This is a genomic window from Corynebacterium lipophilum (assembly GCF_024102595.1).
In the GTDB taxonomy this organism is placed as follows: Bacteria; Actinomycetota; Actinomycetes; order Mycobacteriales; family Mycobacteriaceae; genus Corynebacterium; species Corynebacterium pseudogenitalium.
Genome location: NZ_JAEUWV010000001.1, coordinates 208196 through 227536, shown reverse-complemented (window position 1 = coordinate 227536; position 19341 = coordinate 208196). Strand labels below are relative to the sequence as shown.

Below are 19341 nucleotides of genomic sequence, written 5' to 3'. Positions count from 1 at the left end.
AAAGCAGCTTGACAATGCTGTTAAGATAGGCGTTCTGAAAAATCAGCACAGTTTGCGTACGCTAGGAAGGCAGACCGGCGTTTGCTGGTCTGCTTTCACCAGAGTGACTTCCTTTCCATCCATTGTTGGAAGAAGTCTCGGTGTCCGCAAAAGCATCAATCAGTTCACAAAGGCGAAAGGGCGTACGTGGTAGCCAGCGAAGCTTCAGGCAAAAACTCCGTCAACGATGCGGCAGAGAGCACTTCCGGCGGCGTAACCGACGGCACAACGACCGCCAAGAAAGCAGCCAAGAAAACCGCCAAAAAGGCTGCCAAAAAGACCGCCAAGAAGACTGCAAAGAAAACAGCACGCAAAACCGCGAAAAAGGCGTCAAAGGTAGCTAAGAAAGCGAAGAAGACGGTAAAGAAAACCGCCGCAAAGAAGACTGCTTCACCCGCAACTGATGAGGTCACCAGCGACGACTCCGCGCTGGAAGAAGCGGACGAATCGCTCGACGATTCTGACCAGGAGCAGGACTTCGACCCGCTGACGGCTGAAGAAGATGACGAAGAATTTGACGAGCATCTTGGTGATGACGACGAGGAAAAAGAAGACGAGGAAGACGACGGATCTTCTGTCTGGGATATCGAGGAATCTGCTGCACTTCGCCAAGCCCGCAAGGACGCTCAGCTCACCGCATCTGCGGACTCTGTCCGTGCGTATTTGAAGCAAATAGGTAAGGTTGCTCTGCTCGATGCTGAGCAGGAGGTTTCTCTCGCGAAGCGCATTGAAGCTGGTCTCTACGCGCAACACCGACTCGACGAGATGGCCCGTGCAGCTGAGGAGGGAGACAAGGAAGCACGCCTTACCCCTGCGGTTAAGCGCGACTTCCGCGCCGTCGCCCGAGACGGTCGCAAGGCGAAGAACCATCTGCTCGAAGCTAACCTTCGACTCGTGGTTTCGCTGGCAAAGCGCTACACCGGTCGCGGTATGGCCTTCTTGGACCTCATCCAGGAGGGCAACCTCGGTCTCATCCGTGCAGTTGAAAAGTTCGACTATTCCAAGGGCTACAAGTTTTCCACCTATGCAACGTGGTGGATCCGCCAGGCAATTACACGTGCCATGGCAGACCAGGCTCGAACCATTCGCATCCCGGTGCACATGGTCGAGGTCATCAACAAGCTTGGCCGTATCCAGCGTGAGCTTCTACAAGATCTTGGGCGCGAACCTACACCGCTTGAACTCGCAAAAGAGATGGACATCACCGAAGAGAAGGTGTTGGAGATCCAGCAGTACGCCCGTGAGCCGATCTCGTTGGATCAGACGATCGGCGATGAAGGCGATAGTCAACTCGGTGATTTCATCGAAGACTCCGAGGCCGTTGTCGCAGTCGATGCTGTTTCCTTTACGCTTCTTCAGGACCAACTTCAGGATGTCCTCCACACACTTTCCGAGCGTGAGGCCGGCGTAGTGCGGCTCCGCTTCGGCTTGACCGATGGCATGCCTCGCACGCTAGATGAAATCGGCCAGGTGTACGGTGTGACACGCGAACGCATCCGGCAGATCGAGTCCAAGACGATGTCGAAGCTTCGCCACCCGTCGCGTTCACAGGTGCTGCGCGATTACCTCGATTAAATGCGTTTCTACGTAGTAAGCAATAACCGGTAGGAGGTCCACTCTCCTACCGGTTTCGTGTATTACCAATCTCGTAAGTACGCAATACGCGCCCGCAGCTGTTCCGCATTGCACAGCGCGGTCGGTGGACCACCACACGCTTTACGCGCTTCCGTATGGATCGCACCATGCGGGCGACCCGTCTTTCCAGCGACGATTGAAACGCGAGCGTTGAGTTCCTTTCTCAACTGGGGAATCTCATCAGCCGCCACTGATGCCTCCTCACTGCTACCCGGCGCGGAGGTTTGCTTGGACGGCTGAGTGGGAGCCAAGTGCTCTCCTAGTACTTCAGCACGCTCGCGTGCTTGGCGCTCGGCAGCCTTTCGCGCTTTTTCTTCTGCTTCTCGGGCATCTAGTTGGTCGCTTTGGCGTTTGCGGAGCAGAGTCTTGACCTGTTCTTCGTCAAGCAGCCCTGGAAGGCCTAGGAAGTCTTGTTCCTCTGCGGATCCTGCGACGGTGGGTGTGCCGTAGGTGGAGCCGTCGAAAATTAAAGAGTCTAGCTCGGCTGATGCGCCGATGGCTTCGTACGAAGGGTTGTCGTCTGGTTCGTTTTGAACTTGGTTTGCTTGGGCTAGTAGTTCGTCGGACCACCCTGATTCTCGGTGTGGTTTGCCCAAAACGTGGTCGCGTGACACCTCCATTTCTTCCGCGAGGCGGAGCAGAACCGGGACCGACGGGAGAAAAACGGAGGCGGATTCGCCTGGCATGCGTGAGCGCACGAATCGTCCGATTGCCTGCGCGAAAAACAGTGGTGTCGATGCTGATGTTGCATATACGCCGACAGCGAGGCGAGGAACGTCGACTCCCTCGGAGACCATTCTGACTGCGACCATCCATTCGTCGGTGGACGCGGAGAATTCGTCGATGCGGTCGGATGCCCCGGCTTCGTCTGAGAGCACGACCGTAACGGGCGTGCTCGAAATGCTGGAGAGGATCTTGGCGTAGGCGCGTGCTGTCGTCTTGTTCGTAGCGATGACGAGGCCTCCGGCATCCGGCATATTCGTACGAAGTTTTTTCAGCCTTGTATGTGCCGCCTGGAGGACTGCCTTGATCCAGTCCCCTTTCGGATCTAGGGCAGTTTTCCAGGCACGCGCGGTCTGCTCGGCATTCAGTGGCTCACCAAGCCTTGCGGAATACTCTTCCCCGGCGGAGTCTTTCCACTGTGCCTCGCCGGAATATGCCAGGAATACAACTGGGCGGACGACGCCATCGGCCAAGGCGTGGGAGTACCCATAGGTGTAGTCCGCTTGTGAAACGAGGTGCCCATCGCCGTCTTCGACGTATCGGACGAACGGAATCTGGGAATCATCAGAGCGAAACGGCGTACCTGTCAACGCTAAGCGGTGTTCGACATCGTTGTAAGCCTCGTAGACTCCATCCCCCCAACTTTTGGCGTCACCAGCATGGTGAATCTCATCAAGAATCACCAAACTGCGCTTCGCAGTGGCCACCGCATGATGCTTGAACGGGTGCATACCGATTTGCGCATACGTCACGACAATGCCGTCATAGGCAGGGTTTACCGCAGATGAGTTTGTGAAGTTTGGGTCTAGCGAAAGGCCGAACCTCGCTGCTGATTGGGACCACTGGTGTTTTAGGTGTTCTGTTGGTACGACGACGATGATGCGCTGCACTGCCTTCGATGCGTGCAGTTTGCTGGCTAGTGTCAGTGCAAACGTCGTCTTACCCGCACCAGGAGTTGCTACAGCGAGAAAGTCTCGAGGTTTGGTGCGCATAAACGAATCGAGGGCCTCTTGCTGCCATGCGCGCAGCTGAGGCCCGGCCGACGTACCTGGAGCCGTCACTTCCGACGCAACCCCTTATAGATGCGTTCGCAGTCAGGACATACTGGCGACCCAGGCTTCGCCTGCTTCTTCACCGGAAATGTCTTGCCACAGAGTGCGACTACGACTTTTCCAGAAATCGCAGAATCGAAAATCTGATCCTTCTTCACATAGTGGAAAAACTTGGGGGTTCCATCATCATTTGTTGACGATGTGTCTTCCCGAAGGTCTGTGCGCTCAAGAGTCTTCGTCGTCGTATTCACGACTCCCATCATGCCCCACTTTGGCAAAGTTTTTAAGCCGAGGCGCTAACCTGTGTATTTATGAATGAGAGAGAGGGCGAGGCACAAGAGCACGTCTCGATTGATGCGGAAGTCGAAGTCCACGACGATAAGCATTTCCTTTTTCGTCATTTCCGCTCAAAACGACACCGTGCACTCATTACGGATGCGAAGCAGACGCCGGAGCAAAACCTGCAGAGCCGAGAGGCTCAATACCTTTGGTTGCAGGCACTTCGGATCCCTTTCATTTTGCTTTCGATCGCATCTGCGTGGTGGCTCGGTAACTGGTGGATTGCGACGTTGCTCTTTATTGTTTCCGTACCGCTCCCCTGGGTCGCAGTGATGTTGGGCAACGCGAAAGGAGAGTCGCGTGATCCGCGTGAAAAGAATGTCTACAAGCCTGCGCTGAGTCGTGCCTATGCCGCGTTGGAGGAGCAGTCGAGGCAACAACTATCCTCGAACCAGGCTTCAACAGATACGACGCCGACCGTTATCGATCACGAATCCCAATCGGAGTAGCAGCATGACAGATTTATCATCTACGGCATTTGGATTACACCCTGGACTTGCGCGGGAGCTCGGTGAACGATTGCGCGCGCTTCCCTACACCACATCTTCGATTGGAAGTTACCTTGGGCCAAATGCATACCAGGCTCTCTACCGGGGCGAGGTGGGAGCCGTCCTGCGTCGCTGCCATTCAGAAGACGTTATCGGATCGGCCATATCCACTTTGTTGTTGCGGCGCCCGACTTCCCAAAACGAGCTCGAGGCGTTGTTTGGCTCGTCACTTGCTGAGAAACTCATCAGCGCAGGTGTCTTTCGCCAGACCAAAGAGCAACGTTACGAGGTTGCTTACGACATCCGGCCTCATTTGTTGTCTCAACAGCATCACTTCATAGTTGCAGATCTTGACGCCTCTACGTCTGCAATCGTTCCCGGCAAAGATCACGTACTTGGAGTCGGAGCGGCGTCGAAATCCCTGTTACACGCGATCCCGCAGTCACCGACTGGAACGGTTTTGGACCTTGGAGCCGGTTCGGGAGTGCTGTCAGTAGCGCAATCTGGCCTTGCGGATCAGATCGTCGGTACTGATATTCATCATCGAGCGATCGAGTTGGCTCAGGCCACGCTCGAGATGAATGGCATCACTAACGTTCAGCTCCGCGAAGGATCTTGGTTTGAGCCTGTCGCGGGCGAGCAGTTTGAAAGGATCGTTGCCAACCCGCCGTTTGTAGTCGGCATTCCGGAGGTGGGGCATGTTTACCGCGACTCCGGCATGCCGCTGGATGAAGCAAGTCGCCTCGTAGCAGAGCACGCACCTGAATATCTCGCAGCAGGTGGGATGCTGTGCATGCTGGGCTCATGGGCCCATATTGATGGTGAGGTATGGCAGTCGCGGGTTGCGAGCTGGGCCCCTTCGCAAGGAGTCAGCGCATGGGTGCTTCAACGAGAAGTGGTTGACCCCGAGACCTACGTCGCCACGTGGCTGAAAGATGAATCAGTCGATCTCAGGACTGAAAGTGGCATAGCCCGCACACAACAGTGGCTCGATTACTTCCAAGCCGCGGGTGTTCACGCTATTGGTTTCGGTTGGATTTTCATGCAACACATCGGCGACCAGCCCTCCGAGATCACTGCGGAAGAACTAGCGCAACCGTTCACGGATCCGCTTGGGCCTGAGGTCGAGGAATACTTTCTGCGGCAGGCGTGGCTACGGCAAAAATCCGTCCAGGAACTCTTAGATAGTTCGTTCCTGGTCCGGCCCACAGTCGCGATCGAAGACATCGCTGTGCCAAATACTGAAGAGGGGCTGGGTTTCACGCGCGAAGAGTTGCGCATTACTCGAATGGATGGCCCACGATTCTCTCATTCATTGGATGAGGCGTTGAAAACCGTCCTTGCGGGATTGCATCCCGCCGGTTTGCCATTGCGTGACGTGGTGGGCATCCTAGCAGCATCTCGAGGTGTCGACGACCAGCAGGCCCTTGAAGAATTGGAAAACCAAACGGTTGCAGCTGTTGTGGATCTGATCCGCCACGGCATCGTGCTGCCGTCGGAAATTGCAGAGGTGGAGTAGGAATGAAGGCTGTATTGACAAGAGTTACGAGCGCGAGCGTCACCGTCGACGGTGAAGTCGTCGGAGCAATCGACTGCGAGGCGACAGGTGGAATTCTGGCCCTTGTCGGAGCAGGACGTGAGGATAGCGACGACGCTTGGGAAACGGTTGCTCGCAAAATCGCGGAACTGCGAATTCTTGAGGGCGAAAAGTCTGTAGTGGACGCACAAGCCCCTGTTTTGCTTGTGAGTCAGTTCACGTTGATGGGTCGCACGGCAAAAGGACGGAGGCCATCATGGAGTGACGCAGCCCCCGCAGATGAAGCAGCACCCATCATGGAAAAAATCGCAGTCTACCTCCGGGACCGGGGCATCACGGTCGCTGAAGGAAAGTTTGGTGCCCATATGAAGGTGCAGAGCATCAACGACGGCCCATTCACGGTGATTGTCGAGGCCTAGCACTCTTTTGATCATTGGGAACAAAAATGTGTCCAAGATCGTTGAGGGTGTAGAAGATTACCTGTTCCACTCGTCCAAGGAGGCAGTGCTCAATGACGTCGAAGAGTCAGACCTTAACAGCGGACAACGAAGAAAAAGTTGACCGCGGTAGTCGTCGCAATCAAACGAACGACAATCCATCGGCTGACCTTGTTCGCGTGTATCTCAATGGCATTGGCAAGACTGCCCTGCTCGATGCAGAAGAAGAGGTCGAACTAGCCCAGCAGATCGAAGTTGGACTCTATGCCCAGCAGCTTCTTGATGATCCAGACTGCAAGCTCACCCGAGCCCAGAAACGTGACTATAAAATTCTGGCGAAGCAAGGACGGAAAGCTCGCGCCCACCTCCTCGAGGCAAATCTTCGTCTGGTTGTGTCGTTGGCAAAGCGCTACACAGGACGCGGGATGCCACTGCTCGATCTGATCCAAGAGGGCAACCTCGGACTGATCCGCGCGATGGAGAAATTTGACTATGCCAAGGGTTTTAAATTCTCAACGTACGCGACGTGGTGGATTCGCCAGGCCATTACTCGCGGCATGGCAGACCAGTCTCGTACTATCCGTCTCCCTGTGCATCTTGTAGAACAGGTCAATAAACTCTCCCGAATTCGCCGCGAGATGTACCAGTCGTTTGGCCGCGAACCAACGAATGAGGAGTTGGCAGAGGAGTCTGGCATCGAAGAGGACAAGATTGAGCTCCTCCTCCGTCAATCCCGAGACCCCGTGAGTCTTGACATGCCGGTCGGAGCGGATGAAGAGGCCCCCCTGGGGGACTTCATTGAAGATGCAGAAGCTACAGACGCCGAAGACGCGGTGGTATCCGTGCTCCGTCACGATGACATCCAAGATGTCATCAACGGTTTGGAGCAGCGCGAGCAGGACGTCATCCGTATGCGCTATGGGCTGACCGACGGTGTTCCCCGCACATTGGACCAGATTGGGCGTAAATTCGGCTTGTCTCGTGAGCGCGTTCGCCAAATCGAACGAGAGGTCATGGCGAAGCTTCGCGTAGGTGACCGGGCAGAGCGCCTTAGGGATTACGCAATGTAACAACCGCGACGAAGCGTTCCGCAACTAATAGTTTTTTGGGTTACCATAGCAATCGTTAATAGGCGTCGATTCTTGGACTGCGTTGAATGTTGATGCAGCCTCAACGCTTCAGAGCGACTTTTAGGCAAGGGAGTTCCACGTGCGTGATCTCGTAGACACAACAGAAATGTATTTACGTACAGTTTACGAACTTGAGGAGGAAGGCATTGTGCCGCTCCGCGCACGAATCGCAGAGCGGCTCGAGCAGTCTGGCCCGACAGTTTCCCAGACCGTCGCCCGCATGGAGCGCGACGGCCTGATTGTTGTTGAAACAGATCGCTCGCTCTCCCTTACCGACGAGGGACGCGCCCGTGCGACTGCGGTGATGCGTAAGCACCGCCTCGCAGAGTGCCTTCTCACCGGCATCCTCAAGTTGGATATTGAACAAGTGCACGACGAAGCATGTCGCTGGGAACACGTGATGAGTGAAGCCGTGGAAAAGCGCGTATACGAGGTACTCAACCACCCTCAGGTATCTCCGTTTGGCAACCCCATCCCTGCGTTGGATGAAATTGGCGGTTCAAATGTTGCTAAGCCTGAGCTTGGCACTCGCGCAACGGACTTAGATCTCTCCGAGGGTCGCGAAGCTGTAGTGGTCCAAATCAGTGAGATTCTGCAGCTTGAAGCAGAGCGTTTGCCGGAGCTGGCAGGCTTAGGCGATATCGTCGGCCAGAAAGTCATAGTGAGCCTTCCGGATGATGGCGGGCTACAGCTATCACTTCCTGAGCAACAAGATTTCGTCATTCCTGATGACCTCGCGCATGCCGTGCGCATTGAGCTTCGGTAGAGACAATCTGCTGTTAGGAACCTGCAAGCATCTCTAGCTCCATCCAGACTGCTTCCCCGCCTTCTTCAACTGCGTGCAGGAGACCCTCATATTGACCGATCGCGAGTAACTGCAGGAGCACGTCGCTTAATGAGTGGTCCGGCATTTCTTGCAGCGCGCACTGTAGTGCGACCCCTGCCCAAGACCCGATCTCGCACCGCACAGCGATTACAGCCCACAACGCTAACGCGTTTGCCCGCACTGTCCCCACAGCATGGCGCGACAAGAATAGTAGTGGAGCAGCAAGTCGCTTTGGGTTCTGCATAATCGCGGGGATAAGTGTATCCCGCAGTAGAGCATGGGTGAGCAGAGCCGTCAAGCCTTCGAGCGCGATTCTCATTTCATTCGAGATTTCGCCGATTGGATTAGCATCGCGCTGGCCGATGAGGCAAGTCTCGGGCAAGCAAAGCAGAACCTCGATAATGCTTTCAATTTCTTCTTTCGCCAGTTTTGCCGGGTGTTCCTCCTCCCCAGCGTGGCTACCGCCCCACAAGTCTTTCAGTAGCTGCAACCCGGCTTTGCGTGTCTGTGCCTGGATTTGTTGCGCCAGTTGGACGGACTCCGAATCGACCGGCTCAAAATAGCTAAACGTGTCTTGTCTATCGAGTTCTGGGAGTATCCCCTGCTCAACGTATGGGCGCATCGATGGAGAGGAAATCACTGACGATACACAGCCACCAATGAGGGAGGACGCGCGATCGCATTCTTCGGCCGCATTCAATGGCGGTCCAAAAAGCAATGTATATGGGGTACCCTGCGCAATTTCGGAAACATGCCAGCACAGGTCGACTTTGAAACCGGTTTCTTCTTCGAGGAACTGCAAGCGATCAACTGCGTCTTTGACGAGCTCTGAGTTCGGAATACGGCTCACAATGACTGCAAGGTACGCGATGACGTCATCCCCCAGTAGGTATTGCGTCACGTCGGTCTTGAGGCTTTCTATGAATGCTTCAAGGCGCGTGAGGTCAACGCGAACTACAGGTCCAAGTTGAAGCCCACCTGTTCCTTCGCTGTCCGGAATGATGCCGAGCACCACGACCGATTCTTGAGGATAAAACCCTAGAACCCCGGGCAGGGCTGCGATGATATCTGATGGTCCAAAAAGTGATGAATTAGCTGCATTTATTCTCATACAGTTTAGACGTAGCCAACACACCATCGGTTCCCGCTTTGCTAGAATTCCTTATTTTCAGCAGGAATATTTCTTCACCCCAGACGTTGTGGGTAAGTACAAAGTTAGATCCTTTCAAATTATCCTAGGAGCGGTCATGCCAACGAATAATCGCATGTATGAACTTGAGTACCCGTCTCCCTCGAGTCTTGGCGAATCTCCTGAGGGGCCAACGCTCGTCGTTGCGTTACAGGGTTACGCAGATGCGGGCCATGCGGTTGAAGGGGTATCGAATCATCTCAACGCGGCGTTGGAAACCCGCACTTTAGCTACCTTCAATAACGATGAACTTATTGACTACCGCTCTCGCAGGCCTGCTGTAACCCTGGCGAATCACACGGTGGCCGACGTCGAAGAGATCGGCATTGAGCTGCGTGTTGTCCGCGACACAAAGGATATGCCGTTTCTGCTGCTGAGCGGGCCGGAGCCTGATCTGCGTTGGGAGGCTTTTAGCAAGTCTGTGGCTGACCTTGCAGTGCAGTTTGGAGTTCAGCAAACGCTGTGCCTCTACGCTGCCCCTGTTGCCGCTCCCCATACCCGCCCAGTAGTGGTTTCCACACACGGAAATGATGAGAGCTTGGTGAAAGACAAGTATCTCTTCGACGGAATTATTACTGTGCCCGGGGCTGCCTCCATCATGATCGAGCGAGAGCTAGATAAGCGAGGCGAAAAGGTCGCTGGTTTTACTGCGCATGTACCTCATTACATTGCAAACTCTCCTTACCCGATGGCGGCGTTCCAGCTCATGCAGGCGCTCGAGGATACAGCAAATCTTCAGTTGCCACTCCGCGCGCTCGAGCAAGAGATAACAAGTGTTCAGCGTCAATTAGCAGAGCAAACGGCTGCGTCAAAGGAGATCGCGCAGGTCGTCTCGGCTCTCGAACAGCATTACGACCGTGAAGTTGAGGAGTACCGCAGGAACAATCCCAACGCAAAGATGCCCGGTGAGGCACAGGTTCCTTCCGGTGATGAGATCAGCGAAGCCTTCGAGAACTATCTCACGGCGATCGAGGACCAGCAGAGTCGTCCGCTTGTCGACGGACAACGGGGACTGCCGTTTGGCGATGATCTCAGTCAGGCTTTGCAGGATTTTTACTATATTGACCCAGCTCAGCCAACCGATGAGGAAGACGAGTAGCGGCTTTTCGCGACGAACTCGGCTACGGTAGTTGGCGTGACTCTTTCTACGTATTTGGCAGACCTTGACGACGTTCCAGCAGGCCTTTTTGAAGAGGCCGTCTGGGACTCTTTCACTGCGTGGACGCAGAGTCGTGGAATCTCGCTTTATGAAGCTCAGGAAGAAGCTTCGCTTGCGTTGCTTGCTGGGGATAATGTGATCCTGGCGACGCCAACCGGTTCGGGAAAGTCGATGGTGGCAAACGCTGCGCACTTCATTGCCATGGCTCGAGGGCAGCGCTCGTTTTATACTGCCCCAATTAAGGCGCTTGTGAGCGAAAAGTTCTTTGCACTGTGTGAGATCTTCGGAGCAGAAAACGTAGGGATGATGACCGGTGATGCCACAGTGAACAGCGGCGCCCCTATTATCGCAGCCACCGCTGAAATCGTCGCGAATATTGCGCTGCGAGAAGGTGAGCACGCGAAGATTCAGCAGGTCATCATGGATGAGTTTCACTACTATTCGGAGCCGGACCGCGGATGGGCATGGCAGGTGCCGCTATTGGAACTCCCCCAGGCCCAGTTCCTTTTGATGTCTGCCACGCTTGGAGAAACTGCCTGGATAGAAAAGGATCTCACCGAGCGCACTGGCCGCCCAACCACGTATGTTGGTGGGTCGGAGCGTCCCGTGCCACTCGATTTCAGTTACGTGTTCTCCCCCGTCCACGAGACGATTGAAGAACTACTGGCGGATAACAAAGCGCCGATCTACGTTGTGCACTTCTCACAACGCGAGGCAGCAGAGCGAGCGCAGGCTCTGACCAGTATGAAAATCATCAACGCAGAGGAGAAGCAACGTATCGCAGAGGAGATCGGGAATTTTAGGTTCACGACTACCTTCGGTAAGACGTTGTCGAGGTTACTTCGAAAGGGCATTGGTATTCACCATGCCGGAATGCTGCCGAAGTATCGACGGCTCGTCGAAAAACTATCTCAAACAGGGCTTTTAAAGGTGATCTGCGGAACGGACACTCTCGGCGTCGGTATCAATGTGCCAATTCGTACTGTGCTGATTACCGGCCTGGCAAAGTATGACGGGACGAAACAACGCATCCTTAAATCGAGGGAGTTTCACCAAATCGCCGGCCGCGCGGGGCGAGCTGGGTACGACACCGAGGGCACGGTCGTCGTCGAAGCGCCAGAACACGAGATTGAGAATGCAAAGCTTCGGCGTCGCGCCGGCGACGATCCGAAGCGGCTTAAGAAGCTCAACAAGAAGTCAGCTCGTGATGGCGAAGTTACCTGGTCCGAAAAAACTTTCCAGCGCCTCACTACGGCGGAACCGGAGGAACTCACTAGCCAGTTCCAAGTTTCGAATTCCATGTTGCTCAATGTTATTGCTCGCCCGGGTGACGGCTACGGGCACATGAAGCACTTGATTCGGAGCAACCATGACACACGCGCTAAGCAGAACCGTGACATTCTTACGGCAGTCGATCTGTTTCGCGGGCTCATCCAGGCTGACATTGTAGAGCGCACTCCTGATTCCCCAGCGTATCGCCCCTATACTCTCACGCGAGAACTGGACAGGGACTTTGCGCTCAACCAACCGCTTTCCCCGTTCGCGCTTGCTTTTCTCACGGTGCTTGACCCCGAGTCTTCAACGTATTCGTTGGATGTAATCTCAGCGTTTGAGGCGATCTTGGATGACCCCCGTCAGGTGCTGCAAGCTCAGCAGTCGGCAGCTCGCGGCGAGGAGATCGCTGCTCTCAAGGCAGAGGGCGTCGACTACACGGAGCGCATGGCGCTCATCGAAGATTTGACGTACCCTCAGCCGCTCGCGGAGGAACTGGAAGATGCATTTGAAACCTACTGCTCCAGTAACCCGTGGGCGAAAGAGTGGCAGCTTTCGCCAAAGTCGGTGGTACGCGACATGATCGAGCATGCGATGACGTTTTCGGATCTCATCGCAACCTACGGGCTATCCCGCTCTGAGGGTGTGGTGCTCCGCTACCTCACCGATGCGTGGCGCACCCTCTCCCACTCTGTGCCCGAGGCATACATGACTGAAGAGCTCGAAGATATCATCGTATGGCTAGGCGAACTGATCCGTCAGGTGGACTCGTCGCTCATTGACGAATGGGCGACGCTAGCTGATGACGACGCCCCAATCTCCCAGGACGTTCTCGACCGCGAGCTTGCATTCGGTGTTGAGGATCCTACGGCGCTCACAGCGAACCGCAGGGCGTTCAAAATCATGGTTCGCAACTACTTCTTTAGGCTTGTCGAACTGTTTGCGTTCGAAAAGGAAGAAGCCCTGGAGTCGATGCTTGAATATCTCGACCCCGATGTTCGGCCCGACTGGCCCTCGCTTCTCGACGATTACTTCGACGAGTACGACGATGTCATGATAGACGCAGATGCTCGCGGGCCAGAGTATTTCCGAGTTAAGGATGAAAGCTCGCGGCTCTGGGAAGTCGTACAGATCGTGAAAGATCCAGATGGGGACCGCAGCTTCCAATTCCACGGCGTCGTCGATCTCGATGCCTCTGATGAGGCGGGAGAAGTTCGGCTGAGGGACTTGGACGTTGTCCAGATGTAGTCCCTCAGCCGACTATAGCGCAGAAGACGTAACAGTTAGCGTGCGTCTTCTACCACTACGGTCTGTGCAATGGCCTGGATAACAGCAGCAATCTTTACTGCCTCCCAGACCTGCTCCTTGGTCAGGCCCTCTTCGCGCACGACATTGGAGTGTGCAACAGCGCAATGCTCGCAGCCATTGACAGCAGATACTGCGAGCGACCACAGCTCAAAGTCTGCCTTCTCGACGCCAGGCTTCGAGATGATGTTCATGCGAAGGCCAAACTTTACCTGTGCAAAGTCATCGCCGAGCCAGCCCTTTGCGCGGTAGGCAACGTTGTTCATTGCCATAACAGTTGCTGCGCCGAAAGCGGCATCGAGAGCCTCTTCAGACAGGTGCTCCTTGGCCTCGTCCGTAATCTCAGAGATCACGGTGGGGTTCTTTGTCGCTGCAGCGGAAGCAACGAGAGTGCCCCACAGCTGCTGCTCGTTCAGCTCTGTAGAGCGTGTCAAGGAGCCAAGGTTCAGCTTCTGGTCTTTTGCATATTCAGGCAAAGCGCTGCGCAGGTTATCGATCGACATATCTCTTTTCTCTTTCCTCTCTATTGTTTATTAATAAATCCCCGTCACTGAGTATTGAACTAGTGACGGGGACTCGGAGTTCATTTACTTCAGGGATTCCTGAACGACAGCCAACTTGTCGATGTTCTTCGTTGGGTCGTTCTTCTGCCAGTCGCAGGCGCAGACCTCTTCGGACTGGAGAGCATCCAAAACGCGAAGGACCTCTTCGACGTTACGGCCAACAGCATCCGGGGTGACAGACACGAACTGGATGACGCCGTCTGGGTCGATGATGAACGTTGCACGATCAGCGACGCCTGCCTCATTTTCAACGCCCAATGCACGGATCAAGTCGTGGCGGACATCAGCAAACATTGGGAACGGAACGGCCTTCAGATCTGGGTGCGTTGCACGCCAGTTGAAGTGGGAGTACTCATTGTCAGTGGAGCCACCAAGGACCTGCGTATCGCGATCTTCGAACTCTTCGTTCAGCTTGCCGAACGCTGCGATCTCGGTTGGGCAGACGAACGTAAAGTCCTTCGGGTAGAAGAAAACGACCTTCCACTTACCCTCGTACTTTTCCAGGGATACATTCTCGAAGTAGTCCTCTGGGCTTGTTGCGTCGACCTCATGAAGGTCGCCACCCTTCAGCGCTACCAGATCGAACTCAGGGAAACGCTCGCCTACAGTCAGAATTGCCATAGCTTAACCTCCGAATGTGAGATGTCGTATATATACGGTCTTGGAATGCAATCGCTCGCACTCTGTCAAACATTGTGCCAGAAACGCCGCGCAATTTCAACAGCAAAACCTATTGCAATGCCGTATGGTTATAAGAATGAACAATAAAGAATATAAACCAACCTTGGCCCAACTTCGTACGTTTGTGACCATCGCCGAGAATAGGCACTTCGGCACTGCTGCGAGCAAGCTCAACATTTCTCAACCGTCATTATCCCAGGCATTGGTCGCGCTAGAGACCGGTTTAGGGATTCAACTTATCGAGCGATCCACCCGAAAGGTCATCGTCACTCCAACTGGGGAGGCGCTCCTCCCCTATGCGAAAGCAACGCTTGAAGCAGCCGATGCTTTTGTTGCACATGCCCGCGGTGCACATGGGGTCCTTTCCGGGCCTCTCAATATCGGCATCATCCCCACCATCGCACCGTATATCCTGCCCACCCTTTTACAACTGATTCAGAGCGAGTTCCCCGATTTAACTCCTCGAATCATCGAAGAGCCCACCAAGCACCTACTCGCTAAATTGCGCGACGGAAACGTCGATGTGGCGCTGCTAGCCCTGCCTACACACGCGCCTGGAGTCAGTGAATTGGAACTCTATGACGAAGACTTCATCGTCGTAACAAATGAGAAACACAAGTTGTCTGGGCTCCAAAACCTTACTCTCGATGTCCTGGAAGAACTCGATTTGCTTCTTCTCGACGACGGCCACTGCCTGCGCGACCAAATAGTTGACCTTTGCAAGAACGTTCAAACTACACCCTCAAATTCAAGCCAATCAGATACACGGGCTGCGTCACTGACTACCATCATGCAGCTGGTTGTGGCTGGCCTTGGATCAACCCTCGTTCCCAAGTCAGCTATTGCAGCTGAGTGCACACGTCCTGGTTTGGGGCTTTCTACCTTCCAGAAGAGTGTCGACGCGAAGCGTACAATTGGACTGGCCTACCGCTCTTCTTCTTCCCGCATCCATGAGTTTGAGGAACTTGGAGCGTTGTGTAGAAAGGCGTACAAAGAGGTAGCGAAAACCAGTGATGCGATTCTGTCCCGCTAAACTGGGACGCTAGTTATGAAGGACCAGGAACAAACACCTAAGAAAGAACTCTTCCGCCAACTAGACAACGTGGAACTACGCGACGTCCGACGTCTTCGCCGTCGCATTCGACAGGCCAAGAACGGCAAGGAACTTAACAAAGTTGAAGAGGCAATTGCCCGAAGCTTGCACGTCGTTCGGGCGCGGGATGAACTCATTCCGAACATCGAGTACCCAGATGCACTCCCGGTTTCTCAGCGCAAGAATGACATCTTAGAAGCTGTCGCGAACCACCAAGTGACTGTTATTGCTGGTGAAACTGGATCCGGCAAGACCACCCAGATTCCTAAGATGCTGCTCGAGCTCGGCCGCGGTCGACGAGGGCGTATCGCGCATACTCAGCCGCGCCGTCTCGCTGCTAGAACTGTCGCTGAACGCATAGCGGACGAATTAGGTCAGAGCATTGGAGAATCGGTCGGCTACGCTATTCGCTTCGACGACAAGGTCAGCACCACTACCTCAGTGAAGCTCATGACAGACGGAATTCTCCTTACGGAGATTCAGCGTGATCGGTTCCTCAACGCGTATGACACCATCATTATCGATGAGGCGCACGAGCGTTCCCTGAACATCGACTTTTTGCTTGGATACGTCAAGGAGCTTCTCCCTAAACGCCCCGACCTGAAGGTCATCATCACGTCCGCCACCATTGACGTCGAACGCTTCGCGCAGCACTTCTGTGACGAAGAAGGCAACCCCGCCCCGATTATTGAGGTTTCAGGTCGTACCTACCCGGTTGAGGTGCGCTACCGTCCGCTCGTCGAAAATGCCGGCGATCGTGAAATTGATATTGACATGATTGACGGTGTTATCAACGCCATCAAGGAGTTGATGGCAGAAGGCGACGGTGACATCCTCTGCTTTTTCGCCTCAGAACGTGACATCCGTGACTGCATGGAAGCAATTGAAAAGCAGCATTGGAAGAATGTTGAAGTCGCGCCACTTTTCGGACGCCTTTCGAACGCAGAACAGCACCGCGTCTTCTCCCCACATAGCGGGCGTAGGATCGTCCTCTCTACGAACATCGCCGAAACTTCGCTCACAGTGCCGGGAATTCACTACGTTGTGGACACTGGCCTCGCTCGCATTTCACGGTATTCAACGCGGACTAAAGTACAGCGTCTTCCAATTGAGGAGATATGCCAAGCCTCAGCAAACCAGCGCTCGGGCCGTTGTGGACGTGTTGCTGACGGTATCGCTATCCGCTTGTACTCGGAAGAGAACTTTAATTCACGCCCGGAATTTACTGACCCTGAAATATTGCGGACCAACTTGGCAAGTGTGATCCTGCAAATGATTTCTCTCAATCTCGGCGACATGCGGCACTTTCCATTCGTGGAATCCCCAGACGACAAAGCTATTCGCGATGGCCTTACGCTCTTGTACGAGCTCGGTGCAATCAAAGCAATACCAAAGGGTGAACTTCCAAAACTCACGAAAATTGGCCATACGCTTGCGAAAATCCCAGTCGACCCCAAGATGGCTCGCATGCTCGTCGAGGCCGAACGCTACCGGGTGTTGGAGGATGTCACCGCAGTTGTCGCCCATATGTCGATTCAAGACGTGCGCGAACGCCCCCTGGAATTTCAGGCACAAGCAGACCAAGCCCATGCACGCTTCAAAGACAAGACATCCGACTTTCTTTCAGCGCTCAAGCTCTGGGATTACGTCGGAGGTCTCCGTGAAGAGCTTTCAGGCAATCAGTTCAGAAAGCGCATGAAGCGTGAGTATTTGCACTATATGCGAATTCGTGAATGGCACGACCTCGTTCGTCAGCTCCGCGACGTCGAACGTCGACTGGGCTGGGACGTCGACAAAGCAATGACAACGAAACGTGACGCTGACTCGATTCATCGAGCGTTGCTCACTGGCTTACTTTCGAATATCGGTGCTCGCGACGGAAACAGCAAGGAATACCAAGGTGCTCGTGGTACCCGTTTCCTGATTTTCCCAGGGTCATCGCTGGCCAAGACCCCACCAGAGTTTTTGATGGCAAGCGAGCTTGTAGAAACCTCGCGGCTTTGGGCCAGAGACGTGGCAAAAGTAGAATCCTCATGGATCGAGCACGCGGCAGGATCACTCCTGAAACATGTCTATTCAGAACCGTTCTGGTCACGGAAACGCGCATGCGCAATGGTTCATCAAAAATCGTTATTGTACGGCATCCCTATCGTGCGAGACCGACTTATCCCCTACCACCGCGTTGATCCTACGGCTGCGCGCGAGATGTTTATTCGTCACGCACTCATTGACGGCGATTGGACGAGGACTCATGAGTTTCTCGAACACAACAGCTTGTTGCTAAGCGAAGCCGCAGAAGTTGAAGAAAAGCTACGGCGTAGGGGCATCGTCGTTGACGAAGACACTCTATTCGATTTCTACGACGTGAAACTGCCGGATTCAGTCACAACAGCGAACAATTTTGACAGTTGGTGGAAGAAGCAACGGCAGCTCGATCCCGGATATCTTCACTTTGATCCAAGTAAACTCGTTGACGATTCTGCCCAGACTATCTCTGCAGAAGACTTTCCAATGTCATGGTCACAAGGGTCGATGCGGTTCGATGTGTCGTACAAATTCGAGCCTGGAACCGCCTACGACGGCGTTACCATCGCAATTCCCCTGCCTCTACTGGCCAGCGTTGAATCAGTCGGATTTGACTGGCTTGTACCTGGGCTACGTAAAGAGTTGCTGACTGAACTCATTCGTTCACTGCCGAAACCACTACGCAAGGGCGTCGTCCCCGCTCCAGACTTCGCTGACCGTGCACTTGAGCGTATGACGTTCGATCCACGCACGTCGGTTACCGAAGCACTGGCTCAGGCCCTCACTGAATTGGGTGCCAGCGGCATTAGCGGGCATGATTTCCGCACGCACCTGCTGCCACCGCACTTGCTCATAACGTTTGCAGTCATTGATAAACGTGGGAAGATTGTCGACTCAGACAAGAGTCTCCTTGCTTTGAAGAAGCGTCGGGCCACACAGATTCGTTCTTCAGTCGCGAAAGCAAGCCGCCACTCTGAAACTGCCGAAGTTCCTGTATGGACCGAAGACACACTCGGCGATATTCCCGAAAGTACGACCACAACCATTGATGGCAACAAAGTCGAGGCCTATCCTGCGCTCGAGGTGACTCCCAAAGGCGTTCGCGTTGCTGTGCATCCAACCCGGGCGAGTGCTGATGCATCAATGATGACGGCAACGCTCACGTTGCTGCTGCGGGCAATCGAGGTTTCCGATACTCAGATGACGAAGGGACTGCCACTACAGCAACGTGTCGCTGTTGATAGGTATCCACATGGCGGGGCTTCCGGCCTTGTCGAAGACGCTCGCGTTGCAGCAATCCGCGACGCGATGATTCAAGCCGGCGGCCCTGTGAGGTCACCTGCTGATTTCGACGCACTATGTGCGAAAATTAAACCGACTATTCCGGGAGCTGTCCGACGATCAATTGTATCGATCGCGCCAGGTCTCGCTGCATACTCAGATTTGATGCAAGAGCTCAAGAATTGGTCTGGTCCTGCGATTGACGATATTCGGGAGCAACTAGCATTCATGCTGCCCGCGAACGCTATCACGGTTCATGGCATGCAACACCTACAGCACCTCCCCCGTTACATAGAGGCAATCCAGATACGGCTTGAGCATCTAGAAGCGGAACCGGAACGTGACGAAGAGCGGCAGGCTGAAGTAGCAAATGCTAAGGCTTACCTAGAGCGACGATTGGAACAGCTCCCTGCCCAACGCAGGAAGACACGCGCATACAAGGACGTGATGTGGCGAATTCAGGAGCTGCGAGTGAGTTTGTTTGCACAACACCTTGGCACCCAAAAGCCTGTGAGCGTGCGTCGTATTGAAAAAATGGTCGATAAACTTCGCTAGTGAGCCTCGGAC

The 19341-nt window shown here is 54.4% G+C and carries 15 protein-coding genes; 10 read left to right on the top strand and 5 right to left on the bottom strand.

Annotated features, from left to right (window positions below):
* Nucleotides 1-186: 186 nt before the first annotated feature.
* Nucleotides 187-1614, top strand: a complete 1428-nt coding sequence (locus JMN37_RS01055) for an RNA polymerase sigma factor (RefSeq protein ID WP_252930841.1) — start codon at nucleotides 187-189, stop codon at nucleotides 1612-1614.
* Nucleotides 1615-1676: 62 nt separating this feature from the next.
* On the opposite strand, the gene JMN37_RS01050 is transcribed toward JMN37_RS01055, so the two are convergent.
* Both JMN37_RS01050 and JMN37_RS01045 read right to left on the bottom strand, forming a co-directional pair.
* Nucleotides 1677-3389, bottom strand: coding sequence for a DEAD/DEAH box helicase (locus JMN37_RS01050; protein WP_070363498.1), 1713 nt, complete (start codon nucleotides 3387-3389; stop codon nucleotides 1677-1679).
* Between the two features lie 65 nt (nucleotides 3390-3454).
* Complete coding sequence (locus JMN37_RS01045; RefSeq protein ID WP_070363499.1) at nucleotides 3455-3709, bottom strand: DUF3039 domain-containing protein; 255 nt, start codon at nucleotides 3707-3709, stop codon at nucleotides 3455-3457.
* A gap of 51 nt (nucleotides 3710-3760) precedes the next feature.
* On the opposite strand from JMN37_RS01045, the gene JMN37_RS01040 reads away from it, so the two are divergent.
* From JMN37_RS01040 to JMN37_RS01020, 5 genes are all read left to right on the top strand, one after another.
* Nucleotides 3761-4237 carry a DUF3099 domain-containing protein gene (locus JMN37_RS01040; RefSeq protein ID WP_071572566.1) on the top strand — a complete coding sequence of 159 codons (477 nt, stop codon included), beginning with the start codon at nucleotides 3761-3763 and terminating at the stop codon, nucleotides 4235-4237.
* Nucleotides 4238-4241: 4 nt separating this feature from the next.
* Nucleotides 4242-5795: a DUF7782 domain-containing protein gene (locus JMN37_RS01035; RefSeq protein WP_252930840.1), complete on the top strand. Its 1554-nt coding sequence runs from the start codon at nucleotides 4242-4244 to the stop codon at nucleotides 5793-5795.
* A 2-nt stretch (nucleotides 5796-5797) separates the two neighbouring features.
* Entirely contained in the window at nucleotides 5798-6232 is a 435-nt protein-coding gene (gene dtd / locus JMN37_RS01030; RefSeq protein WP_071572564.1) for a D-aminoacyl-tRNA deacylase, read from the top strand.
* 92 nt (nucleotides 6233-6324) lie between these two features.
* Complete coding sequence (locus tag JMN37_RS01025; RefSeq protein ID WP_070478945.1) at nucleotides 6325-7320, top strand: sigma-70 family RNA polymerase sigma factor; 996 nt, start codon at nucleotides 6325-6327, stop codon at nucleotides 7318-7320.
* Between the two features lie 139 nt (nucleotides 7321-7459).
* A complete protein-coding gene (locus tag JMN37_RS01020) occupies nucleotides 7460-8146 on the top strand; it encodes a metal-dependent transcriptional regulator (protein WP_071572563.1) in 687 nt (228 codons plus the stop codon).
* Between the two features lie 13 nt (nucleotides 8147-8159).
* On the opposite strand, the gene JMN37_RS01015 is transcribed toward JMN37_RS01020, so the two are convergent.
* Nucleotides 8160-9317 (bottom strand): DUF4192 domain-containing protein, encoded by a 1158-nt coding sequence (locus tag JMN37_RS01015; protein WP_252930839.1) that lies wholly within the window; start codon nucleotides 9315-9317, stop codon nucleotides 8160-8162.
* Between the two features lie 136 nt (nucleotides 9318-9453).
* Here JMN37_RS01015 and JMN37_RS01010 point away from each other — a divergent pair, with 136 nt between their 5' ends.
* Both JMN37_RS01010 and JMN37_RS01005 read left to right on the top strand, forming a co-directional pair.
* A complete protein-coding gene (locus JMN37_RS01010) occupies nucleotides 9454-10494 on the top strand; it encodes a PAC2 family protein (RefSeq protein WP_083290923.1) in 1041 nt (346 codons plus the stop codon).
* A gap of 36 nt (nucleotides 10495-10530) precedes the next feature.
* Nucleotides 10531-13074: a DEAD/DEAH box helicase gene (locus JMN37_RS01005; protein ID WP_252930838.1), complete on the top strand. Its 2544-nt coding sequence runs from the start codon at nucleotides 10531-10533 to the stop codon at nucleotides 13072-13074.
* Between the two features lie 35 nt (nucleotides 13075-13109).
* Here the strand turns inward: JMN37_RS01005 and ahpD are convergent, their stop codons facing one another.
* On the bottom strand, nucleotides 13110-13634 hold the full coding sequence (ahpD, locus tag JMN37_RS01000) for an alkylhydroperoxidase, AhpD family (RefSeq protein WP_070362344.1): 525 nt from the start codon (nucleotides 13632-13634) through the stop codon (nucleotides 13110-13112).
* Nucleotides 13635-13718: 84 nt separating this feature from the next.
* The gene (locus JMN37_RS00995) at nucleotides 13719-14315 is read right to left on the bottom strand and encodes a peroxiredoxin (RefSeq protein ID WP_252930837.1); all 597 of its coding nucleotides are present in this window, start codon (nucleotides 14313-14315) and stop codon (nucleotides 13719-13721) included.
* A 136-nt stretch (nucleotides 14316-14451) separates the two neighbouring features.
* Between JMN37_RS00995 and JMN37_RS00990 the strand changes: the two genes are divergently transcribed.
* Together JMN37_RS00990 and hrpA are read left to right on the top strand one after the other, a co-directional pair.
* Nucleotides 14452-15408: a hydrogen peroxide-inducible genes activator gene (locus JMN37_RS00990; protein ID WP_070479000.1), complete on the top strand. Its 957-nt coding sequence runs from the start codon at nucleotides 14452-14454 to the stop codon at nucleotides 15406-15408.
* 15 nt (nucleotides 15409-15423) lie between these two features.
* Nucleotides 15424-19329, top strand: a complete 3906-nt coding sequence (hrpA, locus tag JMN37_RS00985) for an ATP-dependent RNA helicase HrpA (protein ID WP_252930836.1) — start codon at nucleotides 15424-15426, stop codon at nucleotides 19327-19329.
* Nucleotides 19330-19341 lie beyond the last annotated feature (12 nt).

Excerpts from the sequence above, each read along its gene's own strand:
- JMN37_RS01050 (WP_070363498.1), bottom strand. The coding sequence starts at position 3,389 with ATGCGCACCAAACCTCGAGACTTTCTCGCTGTAGCAACTCCTGGTGCG.
- JMN37_RS01045 (WP_070363499.1), bottom strand. The coding sequence starts at position 3,709 with ATGGGAGTCGTGAATACGACGACGAAGACTCTTGAGCGCACAGACCTT.
- JMN37_RS01040 (WP_071572566.1), top strand. The coding sequence starts at position 3,761 with ATGAATGAGAGAGAGGGCGAGGCACAAGAGCACGTCTCGATTGATGCG.
- JMN37_RS01035 (WP_252930840.1), top strand. The coding sequence starts at position 4,242 with ATGACAGATTTATCATCTACGGCATTTGGATTACACCCTGGACTTGCG.
- dtd (WP_071572564.1), top strand. The coding sequence starts at position 5,798 with ATGAAGGCTGTATTGACAAGAGTTACGAGCGCGAGCGTCACCGTCGAC.
- JMN37_RS01025 (WP_070478945.1), top strand. The coding sequence starts at position 6,325 with ATGACGTCGAAGAGTCAGACCTTAACAGCGGACAACGAAGAAAAAGTT.
- JMN37_RS01015 (WP_252930839.1), bottom strand. The coding sequence starts at position 9,317 with ATGAGAATAAATGCAGCTAATTCATCACTTTTTGGACCATCAGATATC.
- JMN37_RS01010 (WP_083290923.1), top strand. The coding sequence starts at position 9,454 with ATGCCAACGAATAATCGCATGTATGAACTTGAGTACCCGTCTCCCTCG.
- ahpD (WP_070362344.1), bottom strand. The coding sequence starts at position 13,634 with ATGTCGATCGATAACCTGCGCAGCGCTTTGCCTGAATATGCAAAAGAC.
- JMN37_RS00995 (WP_252930837.1), bottom strand. The coding sequence starts at position 14,315 with ATGGCAATTCTGACTGTAGGCGAGCGTTTCCCTGAGTTCGATCTGGTA.
- JMN37_RS00990 (WP_070479000.1), top strand. The coding sequence starts at position 14,452 with ATGAACAATAAAGAATATAAACCAACCTTGGCCCAACTTCGTACGTTT.
- hrpA (WP_252930836.1), top strand. The coding sequence starts at position 15,424 with ATGAAGGACCAGGAACAAACACCTAAGAAAGAACTCTTCCGCCAACTA.